Origin of the sequence: Romboutsia sp. 1001216sp1, from assembly GCF_039841805.1 — a bacterium.
Lineage (GTDB): Bacteria > Bacillota > Clostridia > Peptostreptococcales > Peptostreptococcaceae > Romboutsia_C > Romboutsia_C hominis.
Genome location: NZ_JBDPHA010000013.1, coordinates 19,743 through 38,798 on the forward strand (window position 1 = coordinate 19,743; position 19,056 = coordinate 38,798).

The 19,056-nt window shown below is 27.3% G+C and carries 17 protein-coding genes; 3 read left to right on the top strand and 14 right to left on the bottom strand.

What is annotated here, in order from left to right; translation table 11 throughout:
- Positions 1-56: 56 nt before the first annotated feature.
- The 3 genes from ABHC41_RS11765 to ABHC41_RS11775 form a co-directional block, all read right to left on the bottom strand.
- Positions 57-1,694: a hypothetical protein gene (locus ABHC41_RS11765; protein WP_195237708.1), complete on the bottom strand. Its 1,638-nt coding sequence runs from the start codon at positions 1,692-1,694 to the stop codon at positions 57-59.
- Between the two features lie 88 nt (positions 1,695-1,782).
- Entirely contained in the window at positions 1,783-2,352 is a 570-nt protein-coding gene (locus ABHC41_RS11770) for a hypothetical protein (RefSeq protein WP_195237706.1), read from the bottom strand.
- A 122-nt stretch (positions 2,353-2,474) separates the two neighbouring features.
- On the bottom strand, positions 2,475-3,047 hold the full coding sequence (locus ABHC41_RS11775) for a VTT domain-containing protein (protein ID WP_195237704.1): 573 nt from the start codon (positions 3,045-3,047) through the stop codon (positions 2,475-2,477).
- 307 nt (positions 3,048-3,354) lie between these two features.
- On the opposite strand from ABHC41_RS11775, the gene ABHC41_RS11780 reads away from it, so the two are divergent.
- Positions 3,355-5,019, top strand: a complete 1,665-nt coding sequence (locus tag ABHC41_RS11780) for a glutamine--tRNA ligase/YqeY domain fusion protein (protein ID WP_195237702.1) — start codon at positions 3,355-3,357, stop codon at positions 5,017-5,019.
- Positions 5,020-5,054: 35 nt separating this feature from the next.
- Here the strand turns inward: ABHC41_RS11780 and ABHC41_RS11785 are convergent, their stop codons facing one another.
- Both ABHC41_RS11785 and ABHC41_RS11790 read right to left on the bottom strand, forming a co-directional pair.
- Complete coding sequence (locus ABHC41_RS11785) at positions 5,055-5,942, bottom strand: YegS/Rv2252/BmrU family lipid kinase (protein ID WP_092925938.1); 888 nt, start codon at positions 5,940-5,942, stop codon at positions 5,055-5,057.
- A 90-nt stretch (positions 5,943-6,032) separates the two neighbouring features.
- On the bottom strand, positions 6,033-6,674 hold the full coding sequence (locus tag ABHC41_RS11790) for a lactate utilization protein (protein WP_195237700.1): 642 nt from the start codon (positions 6,672-6,674) through the stop codon (positions 6,033-6,035).
- Positions 6,675-6,901: 227 nt separating this feature from the next.
- Here ABHC41_RS11790 and ABHC41_RS11795 point away from each other — a divergent pair, with 227 nt between their 5' ends.
- A complete protein-coding gene (locus ABHC41_RS11795) occupies positions 6,902-7,672 on the top strand; it encodes a YaaA family protein (RefSeq protein ID WP_195237699.1) in 771 nt (256 codons plus the stop codon).
- A gap of 97 nt (positions 7,673-7,769) precedes the next feature.
- Here ABHC41_RS11795 and ABHC41_RS11800 read toward each other — a convergent pair whose 3' ends face one another.
- The 5 genes from ABHC41_RS11800 to ABHC41_RS11820 form a co-directional block, all read right to left on the bottom strand.
- Positions 7,770-8,651 (bottom strand): GGDEF domain-containing protein, encoded by an 882-nt coding sequence (locus ABHC41_RS11800; RefSeq protein ID WP_092925944.1) that lies wholly within the window; start codon positions 8,649-8,651, stop codon positions 7,770-7,772.
- A 40-nt stretch (positions 8,652-8,691) separates the two neighbouring features.
- The gene (locus ABHC41_RS11805) at positions 8,692-9,537 is read right to left on the bottom strand and encodes a YihY/virulence factor BrkB family protein (RefSeq protein ID WP_092925946.1); all 846 of its coding nucleotides are present in this window, start codon (positions 9,535-9,537) and stop codon (positions 8,692-8,694) included.
- 403 nt (positions 9,538-9,940) lie between these two features.
- A complete protein-coding gene (locus tag ABHC41_RS11810) occupies positions 9,941-11,353 on the bottom strand; it encodes a cation:dicarboxylase symporter family transporter (RefSeq protein ID WP_243240015.1) in 1,413 nt (470 codons plus the stop codon).
- 449 nt (positions 11,354-11,802) lie between these two features.
- Positions 11,803-12,744, bottom strand: coding sequence for an alpha/beta hydrolase (locus ABHC41_RS11815; protein WP_166505369.1), 942 nt, complete (start codon positions 12,742-12,744; stop codon positions 11,803-11,805).
- A gap of 144 nt (positions 12,745-12,888) precedes the next feature.
- Positions 12,889-13,320, bottom strand: coding sequence for a hypothetical protein (locus ABHC41_RS11820; protein ID WP_166505368.1), 432 nt, complete (start codon positions 13,318-13,320; stop codon positions 12,889-12,891).
- Between the two features lie 201 nt (positions 13,321-13,521).
- Between ABHC41_RS11820 and ABHC41_RS11825 the strand changes: the two genes are divergently transcribed.
- Complete coding sequence (locus ABHC41_RS11825; protein WP_271892895.1) at positions 13,522-14,328, top strand: N-acetylmuramoyl-L-alanine amidase; 807 nt, start codon at positions 13,522-13,524, stop codon at positions 14,326-14,328.
- 62 nt (positions 14,329-14,390) lie between these two features.
- Here the strand turns inward: ABHC41_RS11825 and panF are convergent, their stop codons facing one another.
- The 4 genes from panF to ABHC41_RS11845 form a co-directional block, all read right to left on the bottom strand.
- Positions 14,391-15,890, bottom strand: coding sequence for a sodium/pantothenate symporter (panF, locus tag ABHC41_RS11830; RefSeq protein WP_271892894.1), 1,500 nt, complete (start codon positions 15,888-15,890; stop codon positions 14,391-14,393).
- Positions 15,890-16,198, bottom strand: a complete 309-nt coding sequence (locus ABHC41_RS11835; RefSeq protein ID WP_271892892.1) for a YhdT family protein — start codon at positions 16,196-16,198, stop codon at positions 15,890-15,892. Before ABHC41_RS11835 ends, panF begins: the two co-directional genes overlap by 1 nt.
- 129 nt (positions 16,199-16,327) lie before the next feature.
- Entirely contained in the window at positions 16,328-17,074 is a 747-nt protein-coding gene (locus ABHC41_RS11840) for a polysaccharide deacetylase family protein (protein ID WP_271892890.1), read from the bottom strand.
- A gap of 273 nt (positions 17,075-17,347) precedes the next feature.
- Complete coding sequence (locus ABHC41_RS11845; RefSeq protein ID WP_092925961.1) at positions 17,348-18,673, bottom strand: amino acid permease; 1,326 nt, start codon at positions 18,671-18,673, stop codon at positions 17,348-17,350.
- Positions 18,674-19,056: the final 383 nt, after the last annotated feature.

Genomic DNA, 19,056 nt, shown 5'->3' on the forward strand with positions numbered 1-19,056 from the left:
ATATTATATTTAATTAAACTAAAAAGAAGTAGCAAATTTGCTACTTCTAACTTAAATCATTTATTTTCTTTAGTCATGTTACCTATACTTAAGTTATCAAATTCAACTATATCTACAAATCCCTTTTCCCCTTTTTGGTAAGTTATTTTAACCTTATCTCCTACTTGAGTAAGTGGTAAGTCTATAGATACTTTTGATGTTGCATTAAATACTTTATCACCATTATTTTCTAAAGTCAGATAATAGAAAGTATTCCCTGACTTTACATCTGGGCTAATTCTAGATACAGTACCCTCTACTATTTCTGTTGTTGTATCATTTTCTATTTTTATATTATTTCCTTTCGAAGAAAGTGCCTCTCTATAATTCCTAAGTGCTTCTTCTTTTGTTTCTCCAAGCCCTAATATGCTAAAGTCTTCTACTGATATAAATGCAACCATCTTAACTAATCCTGCTTTATCTTTTAAAGATGAAACATATGTAGGAGTTCCAAGTATATTATACATCACAGGGAATGTTGCTTCATAGTTTTTCTCTTGAACTTTACCCTCTGCAGATCTCATAGCTGCTGCTTCTGTTGCACCTGGTTGTTTATATAATTTAGCTTCTTTAGTACGAGTATCAACTAACATAAACCCTATAGTTGATTCATCTCCACCAGAAGAAGTTATCCCTGTATACCAATATGATTTATCATCATTTCCGTAAACTAAAGATGTTCCTTCAGTTGGAACTAAAACGCCTTCTTCTGATATTACAGAATTTAAAAATCCTTTCACATATAATCCCCAATCATTTATTTGATCTGTTACAAATTCTTGAGGCTGTATTCTATCTATCCATTTTGGTGCATTTTTTATATTATACCTCTTAGTTTCTCCAGTTTCTGCATCTACTGTAGCCACCCCAATAGCATTAGCACCGCTATATCCTATATCATGTTTGTATAATGTTGTAACCCAATAAGGTCTGCCTTCATCATTTATTTCAAGTGTAAAATCTGTCATACCTACATTTACAATTCCTTTTAAATACATATGTCTGTGTAAGTCTTGATGTAGATATGCTTCTGGTTGATATACTATCTTAACAGGTTTCCCGTCTATCTTTTGAACTAATCTTACATCTTGAGGATTACTAGCAGATACCATTACATATCCGTTAGTTCCATCCATGGATGTTATCCATTTTATTAAATCTCTATGTACAAGTGGTGCCACCCAATATAAATTTCCATTTACACTTTGTATATGAAATTTACCAAGTTTAGCAACACTTCCTAACGCTGGTACTTCTCCAACTTTTTTGTCTCCCAATTTCATAGCCATATCTTCATCTACTAAACGAATATCTGCTACACTTACAGGACTTACATCTTTTGTAAAGGTGCTTTCCTTAACCTCTCCTAATAAGTTTCTATATGATTTGGAATGAAGTATTGGTGAAGATGTTATAAATGGAACAGCTATATTATAAGCTATAAGTATTATAGCTATAAAAAAATTGTATTTTGCCATTTTAGAAGTCTTTTCTGACCTATCAAGCATCATGTCTAATATGCCCGATAAACCAAAAAATAGTATAAGTGTTGATGTAAATGATATGAAGTCAAAACTTAAAACTGGTAGTTTTATGATTAAATATATCAAAATGACTATAAGTGATATTATGTACGGTTTTATTTTCTTTCCCATTAAATACTCCCTTTCTTATTATTTGTATTTAATTACATTATATCCATTTATTGTAAAAAAATAAATACCTCTTTAAAATAAGAGGTATTTATACATTAACTGTTCTTCTTAAGTACATATCATTTTTATTTCTATCGTAGTATTTAGAAAGTAATCCTTCGTATTCTAGCACTAAACCTTTATAATCATAAAAATCATTAGGCCTTACTTCATAAGAAGGCTTATTCATAATATCTATATCACTTTTTTCTAGCATATCAGCAACAAAATGTGAACATACATATTTAAATTCTTTTTCTCTAGGTCTATCTATGCTTAGATATAAAAGTGCTTTTACATCATAATCATATTGTTCTCTATTTTCACTTACATTCATTATATTCTTGTATAATTTATGATATTGTTCATCAGTAACATCTAACGAGTAAACACGACACATAGTGTTAGTTCTTATAGCGTATAAACCTTCATTTATATTTTCCTCCACAAACCCTGCAAATATAGGAGTTTTAGGATTTAACCTTCCAAATGAATACATAGGTCTTAATTGTTCATTTAAAGATATTGATACATGTGCATATGGGGTTTTACTTATACGTCTTATAAGAAACGATAATACTGTACCTGTATATGTTGTTATAATATATACTTTTTTCATATTACTCTCCCCCTTCATTAAAATATAACTATAAAATTATATCACAAAAATATATATATAGTAAATGTTTTTGTGAAATTATTTGTCGAAAATTATAAATATTATATTTATATTATTTAATTCTATTTAGGTACATTTCCTGTATGTATTCTATTATTTATTTTTCTTCCAAGTATCCAAGATATAATTACAGCTAAAGCAAATACTACTACTTTAATAGGTTCTTGTAAAACTTTATCCAAATCTTCCCCAATGTAACTTATAAGTAAAAACATTACAAATTTTCCAAATACCATTCCTGATATATAATTTTTTATTTCTGTTCCTGCAAATCCAGATGAAATTGTTACTAAAAAATCTGGTATAAAAGGACATGCATAAGATATAAATATAGTGTTAAATCCTTGCTTATGAATCCAAGAAGTTATCCTTTTTACTTGTTCTTTTGATTTATACTTTTGTATGTATTTTAACCTTGAAAACTTATTTGCTATATAGTATAGAATTATAGATGCAATTGCTGACCCTACCCATGACACTAAAAAACCCATCCACATCCCAAGAACAAAAGCATTTGCTAGCACTATCGCAATTAATGGAAGTATTGGAGCAAAAGTCTCAAGCATTATAAGTAAAAATCCAACTATTATGGCTAATGCCTTGTGGTCTGTTAATGAATATAGTATTTGTTCCATAATTAACTACTCCTAAATATATGTTTATTAGTTTAAAAAATGACTATCATATTATTATTATTTAGACTTATCTAGTAAGTATACATTTTTTTATGGCATTTTAGGATTTAAGTTCACTATTTAAACGGAAATTTATCATAATTTTATATTTATATTATAAAATTTAGTCATTCGTATAATAATTTTAAGTATATATATTTAATTATATCTTTATTTTTTTACAATATTAGATTAAAATTAATATTATGGATTATAGTACTTTTTTGTACTATGGATAAAAAATTAATAAATGAGAGGTACTATTAATATGTCAAACGAAAATGTTTCATCTAATTTCATAAAAAACATTATAGTTAATGATTTAGAAACTGGAAAACATGACAGCATTATAACTCGTTTTCCACCAGAACCAAATGGTTACTTACATATAGGTCATGCTAAAAGTATATGCTTAAACTTTGGTCTTGCAAAAGAATTTAAAGGAAAAGTAAACTTAAGATTTGACGACACTAACCCTGTTAAAGAAGATGTAGAATACGTAAATTCTATAAAAGAAGATGTTAAGTGGTTAGGATTTGATTGGAATAATTTATTCTTCGCATCAGACTATTTCGATACAATGTACGAAAAAGCTGTGCTTCTTATAAAAAAAGGTAAAGCTTATGTGTGTGAATTAACACCTGAAGAAATGAGAGAATATCGTGGTACATTAAGTGAACCTGGTAAAGACAGTCCTTATAGAAACAGAACTGTTGAAGAAAACTTAGACTTATTCGAAAGAATGAGAAACGGTGAATTTAAAGATGGAGAAAAAGTATTAAGAGCAAAAATTGATATGTCATCTCCTAATATAAACTTTAGAGATCCTATAATATATAGAATAGCTCATTCAACGCACCATAACACAGGAGACAAATGGTGTATATATCCAATGTATGCATTTGCTCATCCATTAGAAGATGCAATAGAAGGAATAACTCATTCTATATGTACTTTAGAATTTGAAGATCAAAGACCATTATATGATTGGGTTGTTAGAGAATGTGAAATGGAAAATATCCCTAGACAAATAGAATTTGCAAGACTTAACCTTACAAATACTGTTATGAGTAAGAGAAAGCTAAAGCAACTTGTTGACGAAGGTATAACTGATGGATGGGATGATCCTCGTATGCCTACTATATCAGGTCTTAGACGTAGAGGATATACTCCTGAAGCTATAACAAACTTCTGTAGAGAAATTGGTGTATCTAAAGCTGATTCTAAAGTTGATAGCCAAATGCTTGACTTTTTCGTAAGGGAAGATTTACAACCTAAAGCTCCACTTGCTATGGGTGTTTTAAGACCTTTAAAATTAGTTATAACTAATTATCCTGAGGGTCAAATAGAAATGTTAGAAATCGAAAATAATGCAAAAGACGAAACTAAAGGAAAAAGAATGGTTCCATTCGGTAGAGAACTTTATATAGAACAAGAAGACTTTATGGAGGAACCTGTTAAAAAATACTTTAGATTATTCCCTGGAAACGAAGTTAGATTAAAAGGTGCATATTTTGTAAGATGTAATGAAGTTATAAAAGATGAAAATGGAAATGTAACTGAAATACATTGTACTTATGACCCAGAAACTAAGAGTGGTTCAGGATTTACAGGGCGTAAAGTTAAATCTACTATACATTGGGTTGAAGCAACTACTGCTAAGCCTTGTGAATTTAGATTATATGAACCATTAATACTTGATGATGCTCCTGAAAATGAAGGTAAGCATTTCTTAGAACAAATAAACCCAGATTCTCTAGAAATACTTCAAGGATTTGCAGAGCCTACTCAACTTGAAAATGCTAAAGTTCTAGATAAATTCCAATTTGTTAGAAATGGATTCTTCTCTGTCGATACTAAATATACTACTGATGATAAATTAGTATTCAATAGAGTTGTTCCTTTAAAAAGTTCATTCAAACCTTCAAAATAATAAATAAAAAAGGAAGCTAAATTTAGCTTCCTTTTTTATTTTACTCCAAGTATTTTTATTCCATCTTCTATACATTCTATATCCAGAGGAAAATCTGGCCCTCTTTCTCCATCTATATCAGTTAATAAACCATCACAACAATCTATTCTTACTTTTTTAGTTTTAAAATATAATATCTCACTTTCATTGTATGTATCTAAGTGCTCACCCTTTAATATACTTATAAGCACTGGTATTGATTTTGGTATAGGCATTGCTTTAAATATAATAACATCTAGGTAACCATCGTCTACTTCTGCTTTGTATGCCAAATTTAAATTACCTGCTGTTTTTCCATTAAAGACTAACATAAGATACATATCACCCTTGTACATAACTTCTTTGGAATTTACATTTATATTGAATTTTCTTAGGTGAAGAGCTTCCTCTATACCTGTAATATAATAAGATACTTTTCCCATATAATTTTTTAATTCTGGATTTATCTTCTGAGATACATCAGTAAACATCCCTGCACTAGCTACATTTATAAAATATTTATTATTTATTTTTCCTATATCTATACTTTTAGGCTCTGAATTGAGTATATCTTTAACAGCTTTATTTATATCTAATGAAATATTTAACGCTTTAGCAAAATCATTAGCTGTTCCTGTTGGAAGTATAGCAATAGGTATATCTACATTAAATTCTTTCATAGCATTTAGAACTATGTCTACTGTTCCATCTCCTCCTGCTATTAATAAATGGTCATAAGTTTCATCCATATCTAAAAAGGCTTTACTTATGTGCTGATGTTTACTTAATCTATATGGTATAAGTATGTAGTTATATTTTTGATATATTTTTATTATATTATCAAGTTGGTTTGTTATTTTTTTCTCACCTGAGTTTGGATTATATATAAGCTTTACTTTTTTCATATTTCCTCCTTACTACCCTTGGTGATATACATATTATATATTATTGACAAATTATGTATTCATTATGTGTAGGATAAATTGTATACTATTTTAATACCCAAAACTTTCATTTATAAATATTATATGTATTCTATTTGGTATTCTTTGTTTTTTTATAATAGTATATTCACAGCATATTCGTTCACTGCTACTACAGTCCATACAATAGCCTACCTCTTTACATGGCGTCTTAGTATTTAACCTTTTAGCATTCGCAGGGGCAGATACTACTTTATTTCTATTTATAGCTTCATCTATATTTTTTACTATCTTATTTACTCCACATACTACTATAACTTTATCAGGTCCATAAAGCATGGCAGCCACTCTATTTCCCATTCCATCTACATTGTATAATTCTCCTTCTTCTGTTATAGCATTAGTACTAGTGAAGTATGCATCTGCACAGAAAGATTTTCTAAATATCTCTTTCATCTCCTGAGGTGAGAGATTTTCTTCGTATCTATCTAAAAAATTATATCTACCACTTCTTAATAAATCTATAATACCTGTTTTAAATAAAGTCATAGAGCCACCACAAGCTACTAATGACTTTTCATCAACTAACTCTTTTATTATATTTATAATATCATCCGTATCTTTTGCTAAATAACCATTCATATTGTTTTTTTCTAAAGCTTTAATTGTTTTTTCTATTCTTTTTTCATTGATCCAAGTTATATTTTTATCCACAATAATTCACTCCTTAAAACTATATTTTATATAAATTTTTCAATACATGTTAATTCTATCACAGTTATATACTATTTCTAAATATTTTTATATTACATACTTATATGATTAAAATTTTTATATTAAGGGTATATAATAAACTTATGAAATTCAACTTAAAATATTAATCAATTTTACTTTAATTGGTGTAAGTATAAATTAGTAAATAAATATATGAGAGGTGTAAAATGATTACTATAATTTCTCCTACTACAACTATGAATTTTGATAAGAATATAAGATTGAATAAACAATCTATACCTATATTTAAAGATGATATAGATTATTTAATTAAACTTTTAAAATCATTGAAAAAAGAAGAACTATCAAATCTTATGAATCTAAGTGAAGATTTAACTATATTAAACCATAATAGACATAAAAATCTATCTACTAAAAATAATCCAAAGTGCGAAAGTATCTTAGCTTTTGATGGAGAGGTTTTTAATTGCATGAAAATTTATGAATTTACACATGAAGATTTTGATTTTGCTAATGGAAATATAAGAATACTTTCAGGACTTTATGGTATACTTAAGCCATTTGATTTAATAGAACCCTATAGACTTGAGATGAAGTCTAAATTAGTTAATAATCGTGGGGATGATTTATATAAATTTTGGAAAGATAAAATAACTCAAAATATAATGAATGAATTAAGCACACATAAAAACAAAATACTAATAAATCTAGCTTCTTCTGAGTACTTAAAGTGTATAGATTTAAAATCTATAAAGAAAGACTATACATTTATAGATATAAACTTTAAAGAATATAATTCTAGCAAAGACACTTATCAAACTAAAGGTCTTTATGCAAAACGTGCCCGTGGATATATGACATCTTTTATAATAAGAAATAAAATAGATAAAATCTCAGATTTAAAAAAGTTTAATATTGATGGTTATAGTTTTAATGAAAATTTGTCAGATGATAATAAGCTTGTATTTACTAGATAGTATTTTTTAATATTATTATATATCATATTTAAAGTTATATTTTAAAAGTAAAAAAGTGCTTTTAAGTTAGTATTTATACTACTTTTAAGCACTTTCATTATTTATGTGATATATTATTTCTTCCTTTTTGTTTTGAAAGATAAAGCATTTTATCAGCAGATTCTAAAATAGATTCTACTGTTTTTGTATCTTCATCTAACGTGCTTATTCCAAAGCTTGATGTTATTTTTATAACCTTATCTTTCCATTTAAATTCATGTTTTTCTATTTTATCCTTTATAGCTTGTACTCTCTTAGTTACATTTTTTAATGACATATTATTAAATACAATTATAAATTCTTCTCCTCCATATCTTGCTACCCAATCTATATCTTTTCTTATATTATCTTTTAGTATTTTACCTACTTCTTTTAGTACAAAATCTCCACACAAATGCCCATATGTATCATTTATCTGCTTAAAATAATCTAAGTCTAGCATACAAACTGATAATGTCTTATTTTCATTTATACTATCTAATATATTAAAAGGTAGCATTTCATTTACATATCTTATATTAAAGCAACCTGTAAGTTCATCCTTAACAACTATTTCATTTAATCTGTTAACTTCTTTTGTTATATCACTTATACTTTTTTTACTTATCTCTTCTAATATGTTATCCTCCGTTACATCCTTTAACGCTTCTACTATATATTTTGTACAATTTATTTTGATTAAAGTTGCAATTACAAAATATACTTTTTCTTTATTAAACTCTATTTTTGAAAAAGATTTTTCTTCATTATACGCTCTAATTGATATACAATTTTCACATACTTGATTTCTATTCCAAAACTCATAACAAGGTAGCTTTTCTATATCTACCTCATTTTTTATTTGATGTATAACTACTTTTCTTATTGGATCTACTATTCTAATACAATCAAATAAATTATAAAGTATATCTCTTTCATTTATATATTCATATGTATTCATACCTTATTTATCTCTCCTAATTACAAATAAGTGTCTATTATTATATTTTTTCATTAAATTTATATTTGTATATATTTCTTCTTAAGTAAATTTTAGCATTGATTTCTATACCTATCAATATAGCCCAACTACTTAAATAAATCCACGTTATTAAAACTATTATTCCACCAATACTTCCATATATAACTTCATAATTTGCATAATAATTAGAATAATAAGAATATCCTAAAGATACTAATATCCATCCAAGAGTTGATATTATAGCACCTGGTGTTGCTTCTGACATTTTTACTTTTTTATTAGGGCTATATCTATATATACTTATAAGTATTATAACTAAGGTTAATATACCTATAGTGTATCTTAGTATATCCCAAATATACATAAATATCTTATCAAGCCCAATAAGTCCAAATATAAAGTATCCTATCTTTTCTCCATATACTAAAAATACCATTGATGAAAATATTAAAAATAATAAGGTTATAGTTGATAATATACTTATAAAAAACACCTTTATAAATGATCTAGTTTCCTCTACCTTATAAGATTTATTAGCACCTCTTATCATAGCTCTTACTGCTCTTGATGATGTCCACATAGTTAGCAGAAAACTTGTTATTATAAAATTTTTGCTTTTATTTTTCATAGCAGAATAAATTATAGCTGATATCATATTAAAAGCACTTTCTGGCATCATATGCTCAAATAATAATATATATTTATTTATTTGAATAACAGGCATATATGCTATAGTACTTATAGTAAACATTAAAAATGGAAAAAGGGATAATAGTAAATAAAAAGACATTTCAGCAGCTTTTGAATTTATCTCTGTATAGTTTGAATTTCTAAATACATCTATAATCTTATCTATCTTTTTCATATGCCCCTCCTTATTTTTATAGTGTAAATTTTTCTATTTTATGGTAATATTTTATTCTAAACTAATAATACATAAGCCACTTAAAATATTCACTATTTTACCATTTTATCATACTTTTTAATAAAGTTAAATTTAGGAATATTTCATAAAAAAAGAATGTAGCTAATATACATCCTTTTTTATTATTTGTATTTTTATAGTTTTCACAAAACTATTATATTTTTTTAATATTTAAATATGTAAGTTTTTTGTAGATATGTTCTTTTATTTTTTAGTATTTAATTCTACTAGGAACTTATATTAATAATTATATATTCTTTATTATACAATATAGTGAACTAACTGTATCAAGTTTCATATATATTAAATAAAAATAGCCCTCATAAATGAGGGCTATTTTTATTTAAGCGCTTCTATCTTCAGTTGTTACTGTATTTTTTCTATTGTAAATATCTTTATCGATTTTGCCAAGTGAATTACCAACAGCTATTGAAGTTACCGATGCTCCATTTACATTTATCATTGTTCTACCCATATCTAGTATTGGATCTATTGCAAGTATTCCACCAGCTAATGGGAAATACGCTCCAAGTCCTACTCCTGATACCACTACTGATACTGCCATTGTTGCAGTTCCTGGAAGACCAGCAATTCCTAATGAGCTTATAGTTATAACTACAAGTAGCATTACATAGAAACTTATATCTTTATCTATCCCAGCCATATTTGCAACTGTTATACCCATTAGTGCAGGGTATATACCAGCACATCCATTCATACCCATATTAGCACCTAAACTTGCTGTAAAACTTGCTACACCTTCTTCAACACCATGCTTTTTAACAAGTGTATCTATAGTTACAGGAAGTGTTCCTAAACTTGAACGAGATGTAAATGCAAGAAGTAGTGGTTCTGCCGCATTTTTTATATAAGTAATTGGGTTTAACCCACAAGCTGCTATTATTATTAAGTGAACAACAAATAGTATTGCTGTTGCTACATACAAAGCTACTACAAATTGTACAACAGATATCATTGAAGATAATCCTCTTGCAGTTATAGTATTTGCTAAAAGTGCAACTACAGCATATGGCATAAATTTTATAACTGTCATTGCAACACTTACTATTATCTTATAGAAAGCTTCTACCAAATCTATAAATGGCTTAACTGTATCCATATATTTTTTCTTTGTTCTGTTTGTCGCAAGCCCTAAGAATGTAGCAAATATTATTATTGCTACTATATTTCCATCTGCCATAGATAGTACTGGATTTGATGGTAATAATCCTCTTAAAGTGTCAACTAATGGAGTTATTTCTCTCATTTCTGGTGCTTCTATGCCAGTTGCTTCAAATCCAACTCCTAGTTTCATAACATTTCCTACTACTATACCTATTATTGCTGCTAAACATGTTGTCCCAAGTAGCATTCCTAAAGATTTAAATGTTAATGCTTGTAAATTGTCCCCTTCTTTCATATTTATTATAACTCTTATTATCGATACAAATACCATTGGAACTACTAACATTTTTAATAAATCCATAAATCCATACCCAAATAATCCATACCACTTACTTACTTCTTGTAACCAATCAACTTGTGATGGATCTTCAGGAAGACCTGCCACTAATTGGATTATAACCCCTAGTATAAGTCCTATTATTGTCGCATAGATTGTTCTTGTTGAGAACTTTACTTTCTTCTTTTCAAAGTGTTTAACTATGAAAAACGTCCCTATTAATAGTGCAATAAAAATAATTGTTTTGATGTTTGATATCATCAAAAACCCTGTTAAGAATGAACTCTCTCCCATTTTGTCCTCCATAATATTATTTAATTTTTATAAATTAACCAGTACGTTAATCATTTTTTAATTAACTTGGCTAATTTTTCATCTGACTTTCCAATATTAAAACTTTATAAAAATACGTTTTCATATTTAAAATCATAGTTAAATTTTTGTAAAGTATTTTCTTATTTTTACTTAATATTGTTAAGTTTTTCTCCTCTTATATAAATTATGATATATTATTAACATTCTATTGTCAATATAACTTTTAATATATTTTAAAGTTTTTTATGCTTTTTACTATATTTTTATAAGAATTAATATAATTTACCCGTATAAAACTTAATTTTAATTAGTTTTCTTACTTTTACAAATTCTTACTTTTGTCTTTTTCATACTTTATTTTTTTAACAACTCTAGAATCAATTATTCAAAATAATTATTTTTTAAATACAAAAATAAAAACTACATAATTATGTAGTTTTTTGTACCAATTTATTGTTAATCCAATCTAATATATCTTTTATAACGTCATCTTTATTGGTTTCATTTAGCATTTCATGCCTTCCACCTTCATATAATTTACAACTTACATCTTGTACTCCTAAATTTATGTATCTATCCCTTAAATTAAAAACACCTATTCCAAACTTTCCTATTGGATCTTTATCTCCAGATAATATATATATAGGTAAATCAAGAGGAATTTTAGCCAAGTTATGTTTATCTTCTATTTCTTTTAATCCTTGTATAAAATCATAGAAAAAACCACAAGTAAATATTAATCCACAAAATGGATTATCTATATATTTTTTAACCTCTTCTTCATCCCTACTTAGCCAGTCAAATTCTGTTTTAGTATTTTTAAACTTTCTATTATTTCTACCGAATATTAAGTTATCTATAAATTTACTTCTATATAATCGTCCATGTTTTTTTATTTCTCTATTTATTATTATCTCTGCTAAATTTAATATAAATCCATGGTCTCCATTTGAACCTGACAATATAACTCCATCTATATTATGTGAATACTTCATAATATAGTTTTGACTAGCAAAAGATCCCATACTGTGCCCAAATAAATATATAGGAAGTCCTTCATTTTCATTTTTTATAATATTTGTTAATATGTTCATATCCTCAACCAAATGATAGAAGCCATTTTCCTTCGCTAAATATCCAACATTTTCAACCGTCTTAGCAGTCTTGCCATGACCTCTATGATCATTTATATAAACTATATAACCATTTTTAGTTAAATGTTTCGCGAAATACTCATACCTACTAGCAGTTTCGTTCATACCATGTGCTATTTGAATTATACCTTTTGGCTTGTCTGTTTCCCCTTCATACTTATATACATGTATATCTAAATTATCATTTCCCTTAAAATAAAAATTTGTACACCTCATATATTCTTTCAATTCCTTCTATTCATTTTAATAATTATTATATCAAACTTTTATAATCTATAATATATTTTTTTATATAAATTTACCCAGTATTAACTTTTTATTTTTAAATAAAAAGTTACCAACCTACAATATGTGCATTGATCACTTTACCTTTTTAATCTTTTTCTTTTTATATTTCTTCTTTTTAGGTTTTCTAATTAGATCGGCTATCATTTCATCATCAACAGTCTCTCCTATAGCATCAGCTAGGGTGTCCGTCTCTTCTAATACTTCTTCCTCCTGCTGCTGGCTTAATTCTGTTTCTCTTCCCGCTCTTATAGCTTCTTGCGTTCTTAGCATAACTAAATCTCCATTTAACATATTTATAAAAGATATTAATAAGCTTAAATCTTCCTCATTTAATTCTTCTACTATTGCATATGCTAATGTCGAAGATAGCAATACAAAGTCTGCATAAGAAAACCTATCTAATCCCAGACTTTGAGTACCTTTATTTGATTTAATTTTGGAACACTTATCAATTGCCTTTTTAATTTGTTTATTTTCTCTATTTATATTATTTTTATTATCCATAATTAAATATACTCCTTGTAAAAGTATACGAGTTATAAATATTCTATTTGAAAAATTTATATACTATATGTTATATTCTTACAGTTTTTTAAAAATTCTACTTTGTCTACTTTTTCAATAAATTACATTAGGTTGAAAAATTTTTTTAAACTAGTATAATTAGAGTTGAATTTAATTTTAGACATCTAAGGAGGAACATTTTTGAGTATTAAACATATGAGAAAATCTATAATAACATTGTTATTGTCTTTATCATTTATGTCAAATATGACTATATCAAATGCCCAAAGCTATAAAGTATTTATAGATGCAGGCCACGGGGGAAAAGATAATGGTTCAAGCTATGGTGCTAGAATAGAAGATAATCTAAACCTTCAAATAGCGGAAAAAGTAGAAAAGCTATTAAGAGAAGAAGGCATATACGTTGAGACAACTAGGAATAAAGATGAATATGTATCTTTATCTAAAAGAACTAAAAAATCAAACTTATCTAATTCTGATTTATTTATATCAATACACCAAAATACATCAGAAAGTAAAAGTGCAAATGGTATAGAAACTTATTACTACGATAAAACCAATAAAGGTCTTGCTAATATTTTTCAATCTAATCTATTAAATTCTACTAAAGCTAATGATAGAGGTGTTAAAAAAGGTAACTTGCAAGTTTTAAGAGATAACAATAAGCCATCTATTCTTATCGAATGTGGCTTTATATCAAATGATAATGAAGGATTCAAATTGTCTACAAAAGCATATCAAGAAAAAATAGCTAATGGTATAGTTAATAGTGTCAAAGAATTTTTTAACATTAAAGGAAGTTTTTCCAATATAAAGACTGTATTAAATGACAATGTTAAAGTTAGAGCTGAGAGAGGTACTTTATTTGCACCTATTGGATATTTGCAAAAAGGAGATAAAGTTAAGATAGTAGACACTAAGCATGATTGGCACAAGATAAAATTTGGTAATACTTATGGATATGTATCCTCTGTATATGTTAAGTAAATTTTTATATTATTGTTAGATATAAAAGAGATACCTCTATTTGAGGTATCTCTTTTTTCTTATCATTTATAATATATACCCCAGAAAGTTTCTAAAACATCTTCATCTGGTTCTTTTGTATTTTTAGATATTATTATAAAAGTTATTAATGATAATACTAAGGGAAGTACTATAGTATGCATCCCAAATGGTCTATTCCATATTTGGCTAAATAATATATATGAGCCTATACCTACTATAATAGATGATATAGCACCAGATGAATTCGCCCTTTTCCAATAAAGCCCAAGTATTATTGGCCATAAAAATGTAGAAATTATTCCTGCATTAGCGTATAAATTTAGCCAAACTATTAATTCTGGTGGATTAAAAGCTACTAAATATATTATAATACCAAGAAGTGCGGTACATAATATACTTATCTTTCCGCTTAAATTAGAATTAGTCTTTAAATTAGGATTTATATAATTTGAAATTAAATCATTAACTATAGAACCTGATGCTACTAATAACTGTGAATCTACTGTTGACATTATAGATGCTAATGGTCCTGCAAGTAATATTCCTGCTATTACCGATGGAAATAACTTGGTTGTTAATGTTGGTACAACTAAATCTCCAGATTCTATACCAGTAACTAATGTTGAACCAAATGCCCCTACTAAATGCATTCCAAGAAGTAATATCATAGATACTATCGTTCCATATTTTATACCATCATGCAAACTCTTAGTGTCTTTATAACTCATAGCTCTTTGAGATACTGATGGGATACCTACCACTGCAAATCCCACTAATATCCAAAATGATGTTACCCAAGCTATAGTCATATTTCCTGGTTTTACTCCAAATGGAGTTATCATTCCCTCATTAATAGCTGCCATATTTTGAATTATATTATTTATTCCACCACCTGCAATTATAGTACCTATAAATATAGCTATAGTTGCTATAGTCATTATTACACCTTGAATTGTATCAGATAATGTAACTGCTCTAAATCCACCTACTACAGTGTGAACTATAACTGTTATTCCAAATGCAGTTAATGCAATGTTGTAATCAAGACCTACTGAACCTTGTAAAAGTCTAGCCGCTCCTACCCACTGTGCTGCCATTGCCGCTATAAAAAATATAACTATTGATATCGACGTCATTATAACTACTATGTCTGATTTATATCTTGCTCTTAAAAAGTCTGTTATAGTCACTGCATTTATTTTTCTAGATATTATAGCAAACTTTTTTCCAAGGACCGCTAATGTAAAATATCCTGTTGGCATTTGTGCCATCGCTAAAAACACCCATCCTAGTCCTTCTTTGTAAGCAGTTCCAGGTCCACCTATAAAACTTCCTGCACTTAAATATGTAGTAACTAAAGTCATAGCAAGTACAAATCCACCTAAATCTCTTCCTCCTGTCATATATTCGTCCATAAAAGAATTATCTTTATTTGAATTTCTTGCTCTATTTACAAACTTCATAGAGTAAAAACCTACTCCAAATATAGCTATAAAGTATATAACTATAGGAATTAATACTTTGTAATTTACATTTTCCATTACTTAAACTCCTTTTTGTACATCTCTACTTCTTCTTTGCTTAAACCATCAAGTGGCATATCTTTAAAGAACTTATTTATTGTAATAACTGTAAGTATAGAAAAAAGTATTCCTCCTACTATACAGCTCATAAAAAACCATGCAGGAAAACCTAGTATATATGTATACTCTTTAACTGGTCTATTTGAAAGTCCATATCCAAATCCAAACCACCATATAAGATTTAAGAGTCCAAGAATAAATCCCATTATAGCTTCTTTATTACACTGTTTATATCTTGGATCTTCTACTATTTTTTTATCATCCATAAATTTAATCCTTTCTATATTATTTAAATAATATAACTATTTTAACCACGTCCTATTTTATTATTTTTTGTATTATTTTGTCTAGTAAAAATTTTAAGTAAACAAAATAGCTATCATTTTGATAGCTATTTATTTAGTATTAATATTCCAAAAATTCTTTGGTATTTGTTTTTCATTTATAGGAAGTATTTCATATCCTTCTTCATTTAAATAAGTAAGTACTTCATCTAATGCTTGTACTGTTTGTTTTTTTTCGTGCATAAGTATTACTACTTCTTTTTTATTTTTAACCTGTTCTTTTACAATTTCTATTATTTTATTAGAATCATTTTTCCAATCTTGAGTATCTATATTCCAATCCCAAAGCTTATATCCTGCATCAACTAAATTTTCATATGACTTGACTGGTGTATACGGTTTGCTTCCATAAGGAAGTCTTATTATATTTGATGTCCTTCCAGTTATCTCATAAAAAGTTTCCTTATTTTTATCAAATTCTCTTTTAGCTGAATCGTAATTTTCATAAAGTTTATTTACATCATGCGAAACACTATGAAATCCTGCACTATTTCCACTTTCGACAATCTCTATTACAGCATCCTTATTTACTTTCATATTCATATCTATCATAAAAAATGTCGCATGTGCATCATGCTTTTTAAGGATTTGTAGTATGTCTTTTGTGTACTTGCTTGGACCATCATCTATCGTTATATAAGCGATTTTATTGTTTGTATTAGCAGTTTCATTTACATCATAATATATAGGTAAACAAGTATATTTATCTATATATTCTAAAGCACTTGTGTTATTTGGTATCATAGCAAATGTTAAAAGTCCTACACTTATTGCTAGTTTTAATCTTACATTTTTCATATGAGTTCCTCCTTTATAGTTATTATAAATTTATGCCTTTTAAGGAACATATTTGTATAAATTTTTACGTTTTAAACGTTTTTATAATCTTAGTATTGGTAAAAATCCTTTTTTATATCACTAAAAGATAAAACTTATTCTGTAAATATTTATGTAATAAAAATAAAAATTTACTTTAATTTATAAGTGTATCAATAAAACTCTTCACATTTTTATATTTAACATAAAATCCTTCTAATAAAAAAGTACAAGCAATACGCTTGTACTTTTTTATTAATTAGTTTTATTTTGCATATAATTATAAATTGGTAATCCTATAAGAGTTATTATTATACCTCCTAAAGATATCATTGTTGTTTGTAAACCAGCAAAACATAGTTGGTTTATTACAACGAATAATCCACTTAATATAGCTATAGCTGGTATAAATGGATATAATGGAACTCTGTATGGTCTAAATAAATCTGGTTGATCTTTTCTAAGCTTTATAACACCTATAAATGTTAGTACGTAGAATATCCATATAGCAAATATTGATAAATCTGTTAATAAGTTGAACTGTCCTGATAATGCATATATAGCTGATAATGTTGCCATTGCTATTATTGAGTTAGCTGGAGCTTGAGATTTATTTAATTTAGTTAAAGTCTTGTATCCTGGTAGAGTTTTTTGTTCTGCTAAAGTATACATAACTCTTGGTCCTGTTAATAAGTATCCGTTAAGTGTACCAAATACTGATATTAATATACCTATTGTTATTAATTTACCACCCATTGGTCCAAACATAGCCTCTGCAACTGCTGCTGCTGGTGCTGAATAGTTAGCTAATTCACTTGCTGGAAGTACCCAAAGATATGCTAAGTTTATTACTACATAAACTCCCATAACTACTGCAAGCCCACCAACTATCGCTCTTGGTAAATCCTTACCTGGATTTTTCATTTCTCCAGCTAAAGCACCAACATTTATCCATCCATCATAGGCAAATAATACTGCTATTAATAATTGACCTATAACTCCTGCTGGGCTTATTCCATCTCCTACTAATGGTGTCATTACTGGATTTGTTCCGCTTCCTTTTATAAATCCAAATACCATTATAAGTGCTAAAGGTATTAACTTACATATAGTAGCAATTGTTTGTATAGCTCCACCAGCTTTTGATCCTAATGTATTTAACGCTGCAACAAATAATATAATACCTACTGCTATAGGAAGAGTTAAAGACTCATTTCCTATTAATGAAACTGCTTGTTGTGCAAATATAACTCCTAGTGCTGCTATTGTTGCTGGGAAGAATAATACCGTTTGCATCCACCCTGTTAAAAATCCTAGTTTCTTGCCATATATTTCTTCAATATATACCATCATACCACCAGTTTTTGGTATAGCTGCTGATACTTCAGCTGCCGTTAATCCTGCTGTTATAGTTATGATACCTGCTACTACCCATGCTATCATTCCAAGTCCTGGCTCTCCACCTGTTGTTTGATAAACAGCTTGCGGCTTAAAGAACACACCTGCACCTATAACCATACCAACAACTGTTGATAAAGCTGCAGACATCCCTAAACTTTTTTGAAGTTCTTTACTTTCCATATATGCCTCCTTATTTATTAAGTTTTCTATAATTTCATTATAATATTTTTTGAAATACTTTCAATACATTTTTTTATTTTTTTCGACAACGTTTTTCTAAATTATGTATTTTTAGAAAATTTTTTTAAGATTACTTTAATTTTTATATTTTTATTTATTATATAAATTTTCTGTTATTTTTTATATTTCAGCTATTTAGCCAAATTAACTTTGTATACTTAAATTTAAATATGAATTTTTTTCTTTACAAAGATAATCTATTTAATCTTGTAATTATTTTTTTCAATAAAAAATCTTTTTGAAAAAAACTTAGTTTTTTTGTTTTTTGTGCAAACATTTTCTTAAAGTTAATTTCAATAATTTAGACAAAAAAAATAGAACTT